A 13,861-nucleotide genomic window follows, 5' to 3' on the forward strand; every position below is an offset into this window, starting at 1 on the left:
TAATTATTACCCTATTCTCTCTATTAATTAAATTCAGGAACATTGATATTTTCTCTACCCATGTTAACCATCTGATAATCTACTGTGATAGTTACAGGTTTAGAAACATCTCCTTTCATCTTTACATTTAATAGATATACATTATCTTTTTCCAAAGTACTATTAAAAGTGTAAGAAAAAGATCTTCTTTCACCATTTATTGTACCTACTAAAGTTATAGAAGGTGTAACACCTGGATATGAATATGTACGATTTATTACATTGTCATACGTAACACTATTTATTATGGTTGTAAAATTTCCATCATTACCAGAGGTAGAAGATGATTCCGCAAAAATATCAGTCCACATAAGACTTTCTTTTACAAAAGAAGCATCAACAGTTTGACCATTTTCTGTTAATTCAACAGAGACTCTTACATCCAAGCGTGCTGTCAACTGCTTTACCGGAATTTCGATATTACCATTTGCAGTCGGAGTAAAATTTGTTTTTTCTCCAAACTTCGGTAAAGCTGCAGCAACCTGAGTAAGCTGTTTAGTTATAGCATAACTTTTAAAGTCATTCATACTGCTGATATTTTTCAATGTATTAATATCTTCAGTTGAAACATTTACAAAAGCATAAGCATTTGATTTCACCAAAGGAATACGAATCAATTCGCTATTACCCGATTCTAATACTATCGGAGTAATTGTCGGTATCCCCTTGCTATCGAAAATACCGATAACTGCATTTTGGATTGTGCCCTCATCTGTATCTAAACCGACAGAGGCTTTTGTCTGTATAGAACCTAAACTTATTGTTACTGGAACTAAATCATCGTTTACAGCGGTATCAAGTAGTTCGCTCTCAGAAGTACAAGCTGCGAAACCAATCAATGTAACGATTAATGCGAAGATATTCTGTAATTTCATGACCCTATATTTTATTGCTTTATTTACTATCTCGTTCGATTTTATACTGCAAATGTAGGGTATGCCGAAATAAGTGAGGATAGGTCAAAATCTCATGTTTAAGGGGTAAAAGTGGCAATGTGGAAAAGTAGTGAAAATTGATAGTTACACCCCTAACGGGAGATAGATTTACAAAGGTTGGAAGGTCAAAAAAAGAAAGAGACTAATGGTTTTTAACGCATTAGCCTCCTTTTTTCTTCTGCCGACGGAAATTAGCGTACAGATTCGATCTCCGGACGGTCTCCTCCACCTCCGGGATTCAGTAAAAGGGTTTCTGCATTGACCAGTTTCAAGAAACCGAAACTTTCTTCTACATGGAGAATGTTCAGATTTAATATTGCAATTTCTTTCATATGCATTAAATTTAGGATAAATACTTTATTTTTTCTTGAGGGTAATAAAGGGAAGTGATTGAGTGCAGATATTCTAATTGATTCGGAGAAAAATCCGATTTTTAATGCTTCCCGTGGAAAGAAAGGGGAGAGAATCGGGTTGTCGGGGTTTCCTAAAGAAAAAAAGCCCTGTCAAAAAGGTTGACAGAGCTTTTTTATTGCAGAAAGTATTATTCTATTAATTCTCTTGGTTAGGAACATCATGAATCTGACCATCAGACCAGTCGGCTACAGCCAAAGTTACAGTAGCAGAGTTAAATGCATCAGGCTCACCTTCTTCTTCAGAACCGGCACCGGTCAACACAACCTCCAAACCGTATAATGTATTGGCAAGCAAACCCTCACCCTGATTAAGGGTATTCAATGTAGTAATGTTATATACTCTGTTATAATCTTTTTTCTGATATGTATAAGTAACGTTGAGTACGACATAGGTCAACGCACCCGGACAGCAATATGCGCGAACACCGTTGTCTTTAACTTCAACGCTTGTTAGATTAGAATCGAAGCCAAGACCATCTCCGAAAGAAGCCTCAATACCATTTATATTACCTGAAGTTGCCTTAATTACACCTCCATCCAACTGAGATGTCGGATTTGTACCTAATATTTTCAACGATTTAACAAACGCTTCACCTTCTCTAGCATATACAGGAACTTCTCCACCGAAATTAGTTTTAATAGAAACTAACTGTACACCAGCACGTACACGTTTTACAGTAATTTGAACACTGGTGGGTGTTGCAGGCTCACCACCGGCTGCGCCAATTTTTTCAGTTGCTTTGCCGTACATAACAAAAGCACCTTTCTCTTTACTGCTTCCTAACGCAATAACTGCATCTTCCAATCCAGCGATCGTTGTTACATTAGGATCTGTTGTATTAACTGCTGCGGCAAAAGTATAGGATTTACCGACAGTCAGTTTAGGCACTGAAACCGATTCGCCCGTAATAGCGACCTTTGTGATAAAAGTTGCTCCTTCAAACACGTATAATGAACCAGAAGTAATATCCTTTTCAGCTTCCAGACTCTTAAGTGCATCTTCGCCAAAAGCTGATGCTTTTGTTGTTGCTTTTGTTTCAGGAGCCACGCTTGCCAGATTGACCACTACGTCGGCTGTTTGAGGAACTGACAATTCTTCGTCGTTAGAACATGCAACGAATGAAAACGCTGCCAATGACATAATAAATAGATTCTTGATCTTCATATTACAAAATGTTTAAATTGTTGATATATTTTATTTTTAGTTTACCCTACACTAAAAGAATGTTTGAACTTCTTTGTTTTGTTTGACATTGCAAATGTAGAGGACGTTTCATTATTATCAGATTGGCAAAAGTCTCAAAAAATGCGGGTGATTCTATATCATATTAAATAGATAGATTTACAATCATCGTTTGAGAGATTTACCGGAACATTTAATTAGTTATCAATAGCAGGTATTTCAATAATTTCCCTATCCCATTCAGCAACTATGATATTTATATCAGCCGATACATATAATTCCTCTTCTTCAAAACTGTCATCATTGAACGATATGATTATCTTATATACGTAGTTACGTTTTACAAAATTATGTCCGTAAGCTGACAAGCCTTTTTCATTGATAACGGCCCTGAATTCGCGTGTCCGAGCCTGATAAGGATCTTTGGCGCTGATAGTTGCCTTGATGAGCAATTCGGTCGGCTGCTCGCTTCCGTCATTCTCCATCACATAAGTACGGTAAGCTATTTCACTGAGCGATGTATTGTTGTCGACTACCAGATCCATAGCTGTAGTTGCACTTGTTCCAAGATTACCGTCGGCAACAACCGTACCCCAATAATCGTGACTGAAAAAATGTGAAGCTGTTTTTTGGTTAGCCACCGTGATGGATTCAATTTTTACGGTACGTCTCAGTAGTTCAGGCCGTGTAAAATTTGTCTTTATCCCGACAACGTCCAAGCGTGCTGCCAAACGAGTCAACTCCAACGGAGTAGATATTCCGTTGATATTATCCTTACCCATTGATTCATAACCGATATAATTTTCATCACCAGCTACCAGTGATTCCTCTGTTTCGATTACCAGACTACTCATGGTCAGATTATCCTGCACCTGTGATGATAGTTGGCAAAGAGCGGCTTCAAGACCTGCATATGAGGTGATATTACTCAAAGTTCCGTTTGCATTCCCGACCAATACGATCCGGGCCTTGGCTGCACGTGCCGGAATATTCGGAATAGTCAACTCACCATCAGCTGGAGTTGTTTCCTGATAATAGGGAGTGGTAGAAAGCAATTGTGAACCGTCTTCGTTGAACACGAATGCAGTAATATTATTAATGTAAGCTTCACCCGCAAGTTCGTTTGCATCCGTACCGGCTTTTGTGATAGCTTTCAGGGGACTTTTCTTGTTCGTACCGCTGGCTTTCACCTGCAAGGAAATCTTTGCTTCCGGTAGCGAAGTTATATCCCGATCATTGTCATTTGAGCAGGAAGCACATAGCAATAAAGCGAATCCTGCATATAATATCTTATTCATATTTATCATGATTGATTAATTTTTAGGTTTCAAATCAGGATTATCTTCCACAACTCCCCAGGGAGTAACAGTTACTTTGGCACCGACAAAAGCTCCTTCGTCATTCCACTCAAACTGTATCTGAATGTTTTCGTAAACTTTTACGTCAATCGGACCAACTACCCCTTTATATTCGAATTGATCAACGGTCTGTTTTATCCCATCTGCACCTATAAAAGAACACGATAGACGCTGCCCGTCACAAACATTACTAGGTTCGGGCGTTATCCATTCGGTAGCCGTTTCGTCCCAGTTGCTTTCAGGTTTATAATAAACGCTGTCACCGATCTGTTCACCTCTATAATTATAGCCGCTTAATGTTTTATTCAACTGAAACTCATAATCGGAAGCAGAGGCAGAACGTAAACCGGGATTATTTTTAATAGCGTATTGCAAGCCTTGGGTAACCATAGTAACCTGTCCTACTTTCGGAGCAATCACAATTTCCTGATTATCGCCGGGCTGGATAGTATAATCCTTAGAGCCATAGAATAAATCATCCGGCGACTCAGCCTGCCCATTCTTAGTATTCAGCATGATCTTCAGATCTTCAGCGCTTTTTACATCCGGAACAATTTGATTTTCTTTTGTCAGATTACCCCACGCAACCAAATGCAGTTTAGTATTCACCGGATAATTAAGCTGTATGCTTTGACGGTTCTTAATCAGAGTCTCGTCTAAAAGACGAGTTTCCAGTAATTTCAAATTCTCATCGAATACATAGAGTGTTGTAGAGGATACTGCACCCAGCGGAGTGACATCATCATTATCCTGATTCACAACTTTGAGCGTCAAACCCGGACACGCGTCCAAGTCGTCTTTTACGCAACTTGTAGCAAACAGAGCTACAATCGCCAACGCCAAAAAAATGGTTTGTTTTGTAATTAATTTATTATGCTCCATAATCTAATAATTTCGGATTGACTTTACCCTAATCCTTATATTTATATTTTACCTTATTTTCATGTAGCAAAAGTAATTGTTATGAAAAGGATGGGGTATAGGTGGTTCTCTCTATCTTAATAGATAAAACTATCATCTTCAAAAAGAGGATAAATTATGTACTTTTCGGGCAAAGGCGATTCTATCATAAAATAGGCAAAACTATAAATCAGCCTTTAAATTCCAGGATTTTGTCTGATAGTACAGATTTCTCGATTATCACTTTGGCACATTACTCACCTGACAGACCCTCATAACGAAAAACGACTTATAAAATATCAAAATGCTATTTTAAGTGGTTATTGAAGAGATTATATCGGCCATACGGCAGAGATGGCGTTTTTTATGCAAATGTCGAAGAGTTTAATTTCATCAGATTGACAGCAATAGCAGGATTACAATATTACTTAAAACCAAAAAACAGGCTATTCGAAACTTTTTTCTGATATATACAGGAAATTCCCTCAATTATATCACTCACACCACAACTTGTTTTTCGAACATTCCAGAAGAATAAAATGTCGTAAAACATAGAATTTGAGGGTAAAAAATCTTTCTAAAAGTCTTCAATTAACTTATATTCACATTGATTTTTGCTTTGAATAAACCGTCAATCCATTTAAAACGAAAAAAAATTCGTTTTAAACGAGATGGCAATTTCTCTTAAACGAACTGGATGCGGGCTATAGCAGAATCGAACCGTTAATTATTGTAACAAAAAATCTTCCGAAAGACCAATTCCGGAAGATTCTCTAGTTACCACATAAAGTATTTATGCAGCATATTGATACATAAATCAAATTATTCAAAACATTTCGACAGATTTAAAATCCGTACAATATAAAATCTTACGGCTGCCCATATTGCGAAGGCGTCGTTCCGTATTGTTCCGTGAAACGTTTGCGGAAAGTGGCCGTGTCGTTGAAGCCGACCATTTCTGCGACTTCCTGCACCGAATACTGCTGCGTCTGGATCAACTCGGCTGCCTTTTTCAAACGAATCGTACGGGTCAGTTCCAGGATACTGCAATCAGAGAATTGCTTAATTTTACGATACAATGTCGGCAGACTCATGTTTAATGAGTCTGCGAGCACCTTTGCCTCAAAGGTGGAATCGTCAAGATGCATCTCGATATTTTTAACAACCAGGTCCATAAACGGATTGCTCGGTATGGCGGAATCGCTTTCATCCGTATCCGGCGCGCTTGTTCCTGCCAGCGACTTGGTGAAGAACTGCTTCAATTGTTCGCGGCGTTTCACCAGGTTGTTCAGTTTGCTGCGAAGAATCTCCACATCGAACGGCTTAGTGATATAATCGTCCGCCCCGGCTTCGAGACCGACGATGATGTCTTCGCTCTCCACCTTTGCCGTCAGCATGACAACCGGCGTCTGCGAAGTGCGCGGATCAGCCTTTAATTCCTTGCAGGTTTGAAAACCGTCTTTCACAGGCATCATCACGTCACAAAGGATCAGGTCCGGATTGTTGGCAAAGGCAACTTTTATTCCCTCCTCCCCATTACGGGCCTCGAGTATCTCATATTCCTTGGCAAAGACATGTTTCAGGAACCAACGGATCTGGTCGCTGTCATCGATGACAAGGATTTTCTTGCCGGTGAGCTTTTTCTGCGGGACAACCTGGATAAATTCGGCGATCTCTTCCTTCTGACGGTCGTTCAATCTCACCAGGTCGGCTTCGGGTTCTACAAATTCCACCCGACGTTCCATCAGGTGCTGTTTGCCTAACGGTATTAATAATGTATAGACAGTGCCCGACGAAGTCGTTTCGTTGCTATAAAATCCGCCGATATCATCCACCATATCGTGCACCTGCCTCAAACCGCGGCGGGCGCTTTCATTCTCGTCCAACCCTTCATCCTGTACGGACAGAGAGCAATATGCTTTCCCGTCTTTCCTCACGACGGAAATATCCAGCGTGACTTTGCCGTAAACGAATGTATTCTTAAATGCATTAGATAATAATGTACGTAAAGCATATTCCATTTTACGACGGTCGAGCCAGATCCATAACATGGCCGTCTGGGTGTTGACTTGGAAATCGACATTATTCATCGCAACCCAGTCGACGAACAGGTCGCAGATCTGCCGGGATATTTCCACCAGGTCGTAACGGGCGATGCGCAGATAATTGGCAACATCATTTGCCCGGCGGGTCCCGATCAACTGGTCGGCAAGGTCCTGCAAAGCAAGTGTGTTACGATAAGCCGAAAGTAATTGGGTGGACATATCCTTTTCGTCGTCCTTATTCTGCACCACCAACGCCAATGAACCGAGCACCAGTGAAAGAGGCGTACGCATTTCGTGGATTGTCTCGATAAAGAAGTTATCGTGGATCATTTCGGCATCCTTCAAACGGGACTCAGCTTCCGAAAGCCTGTCGGCAACCTCCCGCTGCATGGCATCGCTCTCCTTGATCTTGGTGACGAGCAACTGCTCCAGGTCTTTTTTATTGCTGTTCAGCGTAGAGATCATCGTCTCCTGCGTGGAAAGTTTCTGAACCAGCTCTTTGTTCGCTGTTGACAATACATTATATTGAGATTCTAGTTCATTTCTCTCAGATTCGAGTTCTGCCGCTTTGGACTCAATAGCCTCCTTCTGCTCCTCCAACTCCTTCTTAGCAGCTTCCAACTCATTATTTTTTTGCTCAGTTTCAATCTGGCTCAGGGCAAGCAACTCCTTTTCCTTTACCGCCTTCTGGGACTGGCTTGAAAAACCGGCATACATTTTTCTTAAATAAAAAGCCGCCAGGACAAACAACAATGCCAAAAGAATGACCACTACAAGAACAGTTATCTCCAAAGGGTTAGCGGAGTCTCCTGCAGCAAATGCCTGCTGACCGCAAAAAGCAAAGCATGCAAGAAAGACAGACCACTTCCTGAACAAAGTTCTATTATTCATAATGATATATATATTTTAATTTCTAAGATAATTTTTTCCCGAGTATTTCAGAACCAACAGTAAAATCTCCTCACAACTGTGTATAATCATCTATGCAAAGATGATAATAAATTTTCGTTTAGCGAACATCAATGCAAGATTATTTGCGTAAAAAGAAATGATTATCATATTTTTTTCGCACAATTTCCGATATTCAAACCAATCTGTCAGTGATATTTAGAATAATAAAGGGATTGACCGGAGCAGAAATAAGCACTATTATTAACCGGCAGAACAAAAGCAGGTGTATTCGTATCACTCACACAAGCCATTTCTATCAAATAAGAGATAAACACATCAATACCAGAACCAGATTCAAGGGCTAAAATAACACTTATACCACTCATTTGAGACATTTACACCACCTATTTTGATATTTTCGGCAATTATTTTGATCGTTTTAACTTTTATTACCACTATATTTGATACACATATCATTTTAGTCTCTATATTTGCAACATCAAGATGAGAGAAAAGGTTTTGATGAGGGTCTTAACCGGATAGAATCTCTCGAAAGTATAGGGTAATTAAGCATATAAAAAATTAAGGTCATGAAAAAGGGTAGAATTTTCACAAATTGTTTGTTTATTGTTTGCACATTGATTGCAGCAATCTCTTTCACTAGCTGTTCCGCTGATAGCGATTCTTCTTACTCAGGTATCGACGAAGGCGTAATTAAAAACGCTGATTCTCAGACCGAGGCTCTTTTCTCTGTTGTACTGAAGGCTTATTCTGATAACAAAGATATTACTGTTAAGGGTGACGTAGACCAGACTACTCTGTTCGTTTTTGATCAGAATGGTGACTACTACACACAAGTGTCTCTTGACAGAACTTATTTGCTACAGGCAAAACCGGTTGAGATCAGCTGTCCGGGTTCAAAACAGATCACAGTTGTTGCATGGGCAGGTCTTTCTTCCGATAGCGAAAATATCAGCGCCATGAGCAAAGCGAATATTATTTCTGACCTACAGGTTAGCCTGAAGCAGAACAACGGCGTTGCAGCCGCTTTACCGGGAGATTTATTCTACGGACAAGTTACTTTAAAGAGTACTTCCACCAAGGCGAGTGCTGAAACTTTAAAGATCGAACGTAAAGTGTCTTCTATTTCTCTGATCACAAAAGGCGTTATTAAAGTGCTTGATTCCAGAGAAGGTAATTTTTATTATAAAGTAAAGAAAACAAAAGCTTCTTTTGATCACAACGGTGAATTGACAGGTGAAGAAATTGAATATATCATCCCTGCAACCATGGATGCAAAAGGTAATGTTATTGCTGACAACACAGCTATTTTACCGGCTTCCGACGTGACTATAGAGCTTTACAAAGACGATAACATGATCCTTTCTTCAAAAAATGTCAAAAATTCGGAGAAAGTCTCTGTAAACGAAGGAGAACAGTCAGAAATTACTTTTGACCTCTCAAAAAATAATTGCAATATTGTTGTTGCTGACTGGGGCACAGTCATCACACATGTTACAATTGGTTAAAATTTGACCCTCAATTTTTTATATGCATAAAGGCGTACATCCGGATTGTTCCGCGTGTGCGCCGCTTTTTTTTCATATATGCGATTCTCCGTGATAGCTTTACCGCCTTTTATGATAGTAATACATATGTTAATTTACATATCAAAAGCATTGATTTACAATATTCACATCAATATCAGTGGCAAATACATCATATATGACACATTTACCACCCTTCGTAAAATAACCAATCCATATCATTCAATCCACCCCCACCTAAAGAAGAGATATTAGAAATAATTGAACTATTTAGTGTGTTGCTATGGTGACCGGTTGTAACTGACTCCCCTCTTGAGAGGGGGTAGGGGGTGTGTTAAAGCCAGTCAATAAAACAGACCTTGTTACAGGTTTATTTGCCGTTTGCTTCAGCTGACGGATTGGTAAATTATCTATTTCTCCGGACTTTAGTCACATTTTTTACAGATCTCTATCTAAAAGAAATGTGGCTGAAGCCAAAAGAGAGAAACAATTTGTAAACCGTCAGCTGAAGCAGACGGCAAATGAACCTGTAATAGTTAAGTAACTCTGATTATGAAGGTTGTATAGGCGGGAATATGACACACCCCCTTCCCCCTCTCTAGAGGGGAGTCAGTTACAACCAGTTGATAGTTAAATAGCTCATATCTGATAATAATAGAAATATCTTCCCCACAAAAAAAACAGATGTACACATTATTATATAGAAAAACCAACAACGCCATCGCCAAATCAACAAATCCCCGCCCCACACAGGTTGTATTTCTATCATATAATATGTATTCATATCACGCCATCCAATATATTTTAATCAAATACATTTTCATTTTAAGAGTATAAAATGACTCTTTTACCGCCTTTTGAGAGTTTTACACCACCCAATGTGATACTTTCAGCAACTTTCTTGATTGTTTTAACTTTTATTGTCAATGTATTTGATAATCATATCATTTTTGTATCTATATTTGCAATGTCAACGAGAGACAAAAGGTTTTGATGAGGGTCTTAACCGGATAGAAAATCTCTTGGACAGTATAGGGTAATTTAAGCATATAAAAAATTAAGGTCATGAAAAAGGGTAGAATTTTCACAAATTGTTTGTTTATTGTTTGCACACTGATTGCAGCAATTTCTTTCACTAGCTGTTCCGCTGATAGCGATTCTTCTTACTCAGGTATTGACGAAGGCGTAATTGAAAACGCTGATTCTCAGACCGAGGCTCCTTTCTCTGTTGTACTGAAAGCTTATTCCGATAACAAAGATATTACTGTTAAGGGTGACGTAGACCAGACTACTCTGTTCGTTTTTGATCAGAATGGTGACTACTACACACAAGTGTCTCTTGACAAAACTTATTTGTTACAGGCAAAAACGGTTGAGATCAGTTGTCCGGGTTCAAAACAGATCACAGTTGTTGCATGGGCAGGTCTTTCTTCCGATAGCGAAAATATCAGCGCCATGAGCAAAGCGAATATTATTTCTGACCTACAGGTTAGCCTGAAGCAGAACAACGGCGTTGCAGCCGCTTTACCGGGAGATTTATTCTACGGACAGGTTACTTTAAAGAGCACTTCCACCAAGGCGAGTGCTGAAACTTTAAAGATCGAACGCAAAGTGTCTTCTATTTCTCTGATCACAAAAGGCGTTATTAAAGTCCTTGACTCCAGAGAAGGTAATTTTTATTATAAAGTAAAGAAAACAAAAGCTTCTTTTGATCACAACGGTGAATTGACAGGTGAAGAAATTGAATATATCATCCCCGCAACCATGGATGCAAAAGGTAATGTTATTGCTGACAACACAGCTATTTTACCAGCTTCCGACGTGACTATAGAGCTTTACAAAGACGATAACATGATCCTTTCTTCAAAAAATGTCAAAAATTCAGAGAAAGTGTCTGTAAACGAAGGAGAACAGTCAGAAATTACTTTTGACCTCTCAAAAAATAATTGCAATATTGTTGTAACAGACTGGGGTACAGTTATTCAACATGTTACAATTGGTTAAAATTTGACCCTCAATTTTTTATATGCATAAAGGCGCACATTCGGATAGTTCCGCGTGTGCGCCGTTTTTTTTCATATATGCGATTCTCCGTGATAGCTTTACCGCCCTTTATGATAGTAACACATGTGTTAATTTTCATAACATAAGCGTTGTTTTACAACGTCTACATTTATAGCATAGGCAAACAGATCACAACTGAGATGTTTACCACCCACACAATAAATCAAAACAAAGATTGACAGGTACACCTCTCACGTATGATAGAAATACACGTGCTACAAATACAACCAAACATAGTACATTTGTAGACACAATACAATTTGTGAAATTTTACCCTATACTCTGCTTGTGTGAACCCTTAATTCCGCAAGCAAACCTTAATTAATATAACCGTGAGGTTACATAATTAATAAGCCCGCATTCTCAAGTTGTTTATAAACGACAATCTGAGAATGCGGGCTTTTTTTATTCCGGTTTATGGACAAATTTGTCCGTATTCGGACACCCTCCCCATAAAGCGGACACTCATTTTCAACACAATAGGGTTTTGGCATATACATTGTTACTATAGAGACAGATAAACTGAGGATAATATGGAAATAATCAAACTGGAAGGTATAACAAAAGTATACCGCACAACGGAAGTAGAAACCACTGCACTTGAAAATGTGAATCTCACAATCAGAAAAGGTGAGTTTCTTTCTATTATGGGGCCATCGGGATGCGGAAAGAGTACCCTGCTCAATCTAATGGGATTGCTGGATCTGCCGGATCAGGGAAAAATCCTGATCAACGAGACGGAAACCACACAGATGAAAGACGGAGAAATGGCTGAGTTCAGGAACAAAATGCTGGGATTCGTTTTTCAGAGTTTTCACCTGATCAATTCACTGAATGTACTGGATAACGTAGAACTGCCCCTGCTCTACCGTAATTCAACGGCTAAAAGCCGACGGGAAGCTGCTGAAAAAGTATTGGAGAAGGTAGGACTATCACACCGGATGAGACATTTACCTACACAGTTATCGGGTGGACAATGCCAGCGTGTAGCTTTGGCGCGGGCCATTGTCGGGAATCCGCAGATCATTCTGGCGGATGAGCCAACCGGAAACCTGGATAGCAAAATGGGTTCGGAGATTATGGAACTTCTGTTTCAGTTGAATGAGGATGGTACAACCATAGTAATGGTCACGCATGACGAGCATATTGCCGAGTCGACGCAACGCATTGTCCGTTTTTTCGACGGAAGACGAGTTGAATAATTTTATAAAGGAACCACTATGTACAGGATATATTTCAAACAGTCGCTGCTGATGCTGAAACAAAACAAGTTTATCAGCGCCATCGCAATCATAGGAACGGCACTTGCAATCATGATGATTATGACAATCATTGTGGCCGACGAAATAAAAGGCATCAGTTCAACACCGGAAATAAACAGGGAGCGAACCTTACATATCAACTACCAGGTAAAAAAAGACACGACAAAAAACAGCTGGCAATCGGGCACTCTATCGTATGATGTCGTAAAAGATTACCTGTATCCGTTGAAAACTCCGCGCTATGTTTCGGCCGTTAATTCGGTAGATCCCAAACGCCCGTCCACACTGGTCAGCCGGGAAGGGTCCAGCGAGATTATAAATGCAGGCCAAAGGCTCACCGATGCCACTTACTGGAAAATATTTTCTTTTTCTTTTATAAAAGGACGTCCGTTCAACGAAGGGGAATTTAATTCCGGAATATCCGTCGCTGTCGTTTCTGAAACGCTGGCAAAAAAAGCATTCAAAGGAGAAACAGCACTCGGACAAACGATTCTGGTCAACTTCAAACCATACCGGATCATAGGAATCGTGAAGGATGTGTCGCCGGTATTCAAACGGGCTTACGGAGATCTATGGGTCCCCTATTCATCCCTGAAAAAAGAAAACCTATATTTCGATGTGGTTATAATGGCTGAAAAAACCAGTGATTTTGCGGCAATAACCGCAGAGGTGAGAAATATGGAGAAAAAATACAACATAGAAAATGTACCCTGGACGCTTTTTATGAAAGGACCGCTGGACAACCAATTCTATCAGAAAGACATCTGGGGGAACAGCGTCGAGGATATTACGAAATCGATCACCATCCAGAACAGGAAAATGATCTTCATCCTGCTGATACTTTTGCTGATACCGGCTATCAACCTCTCAGGACTGAGTCTTTCGCGCATGAAAAAACGGACGGAAGAAATCGGGATACGGAAAGCGTTCGGTGCAAAAAGATATACGATCCTGATACAGGTGCTTTTTGAAAATCTGATTACTTCGCTGATCGGCGGGGTGATCGGTCTGATCTTGTCGTACGTTGTAGTATTCCGGATGCGGGACTGGTTGCTCGATATTCCGTCCGGCAGTACGATACCGGTCAATACGCTGATTTCCATCCCGGTCCTGCTGGCGGTATTTGCCGTCTGCCTGGTCATCAACCTGCTTTCTGCGGGAATACCGGCCTACCGGGCTTCACGAATGAAAATTATTAATTCACTCAATCAAAATGATAACTGA

The 13,861-nt window shown here is 39.8% G+C and carries 11 protein-coding genes; 4 read left to right on the forward strand and 7 right to left on the reverse strand.

From position 1 onward, the window contains the following. Positions 1 to 23: 23 nt before the first annotated feature. The 7 genes from NBH15_RS04010 to NBH15_RS04040 form a co-directional block, all read right to left on the reverse strand. Positions 24 to 914: a hypothetical protein gene (locus NBH15_RS04010; protein ID WP_250822050.1), complete on the reverse strand. Its 891-nt coding sequence runs from the start codon at positions 912 to 914 to the stop codon at positions 24 to 26. 251 nt (positions 915 to 1,165) lie between these two features. Next, the gene (locus tag NBH15_RS04015) at positions 1,166 to 1,306 is read right to left on the reverse strand and encodes a hypothetical protein (protein WP_250822051.1); all 141 of its coding nucleotides are present in this window, start codon (positions 1,304 to 1,306) and stop codon (positions 1,166 to 1,168) included. 217 nt (positions 1,307 to 1,523) lie between these two features. After that, entirely contained in the window at positions 1,524 to 2,552 is a 1,029-nt protein-coding gene (locus tag NBH15_RS04020; protein ID WP_250822052.1) for a hypothetical protein, read from the reverse strand. Between the two features lie 215 nt (positions 2,553 to 2,767). Beyond that, positions 2,768 to 3,868 carry a fimbrial protein gene (locus NBH15_RS04025; RefSeq protein ID WP_250822053.1) on the reverse strand — a complete coding sequence of 367 codons (1,101 nt, stop codon included), beginning with the start codon at positions 3,866 to 3,868 and terminating at the stop codon, positions 2,768 to 2,770. Between the two features lie 15 nt (positions 3,869 to 3,883). After that, a complete protein-coding gene (locus NBH15_RS04030) occupies positions 3,884 to 4,810 on the reverse strand; it encodes a FimB/Mfa2 family fimbrial subunit (RefSeq protein ID WP_128135413.1) in 927 nt (308 codons plus the stop codon). Positions 4,811 to 5,697: 887 nt separating this feature from the next. Further along, on the reverse strand, positions 5,698 to 7,764 hold the full coding sequence (locus NBH15_RS04035) for a response regulator (protein WP_250822054.1): 2,067 nt from the start codon (positions 7,762 to 7,764) through the stop codon (positions 5,698 to 5,700). A gap of 206 nt (positions 7,765 to 7,970) precedes the next feature. Then, positions 7,971 to 8,150, reverse strand: a complete 180-nt coding sequence (locus NBH15_RS04040) for a hypothetical protein (RefSeq protein WP_233567524.1) — start codon at positions 8,148 to 8,150, stop codon at positions 7,971 to 7,973. A gap of 204 nt (positions 8,151 to 8,354) precedes the next feature. On the opposite strand from NBH15_RS04040, the gene NBH15_RS04045 reads away from it, so the two are divergent. From NBH15_RS04045 to NBH15_RS04060, 4 genes are all read left to right on the forward strand, one after another. Further along, positions 8,355 to 9,293, forward strand: coding sequence for a FimB/Mfa2 family fimbrial subunit (locus NBH15_RS04045; RefSeq protein ID WP_250822055.1), 939 nt, complete (start codon positions 8,355 to 8,357; stop codon positions 9,291 to 9,293). Between the two features lie 1,083 nt (positions 9,294 to 10,376). Then, positions 10,377 to 11,315 (forward strand): FimB/Mfa2 family fimbrial subunit, encoded by a 939-nt coding sequence (locus NBH15_RS04050; RefSeq protein ID WP_244050280.1) that lies wholly within the window; start codon positions 10,377 to 10,379, stop codon positions 11,313 to 11,315. Between the two features lie 593 nt (positions 11,316 to 11,908). Then, a complete protein-coding gene (locus NBH15_RS04055; protein ID WP_128135417.1) occupies positions 11,909 to 12,577 on the forward strand; it encodes an ABC transporter ATP-binding protein in 669 nt (222 codons plus the stop codon). Between the two features lie 18 nt (positions 12,578 to 12,595). After that, positions 12,596 to 13,861: an ABC transporter permease gene (locus tag NBH15_RS04060; RefSeq protein WP_250822056.1), complete on the forward strand. Its 1,266-nt coding sequence runs from the start codon at positions 12,596 to 12,598 to the stop codon at positions 13,859 to 13,861.

Origin of the sequence: Parabacteroides caeci, assembly GCF_023656795.1 — a bacterium.
GTDB lineage: Bacteria > Bacteroidota > Bacteroidia > Bacteroidales > Tannerellaceae > Parabacteroides > Parabacteroides segnis.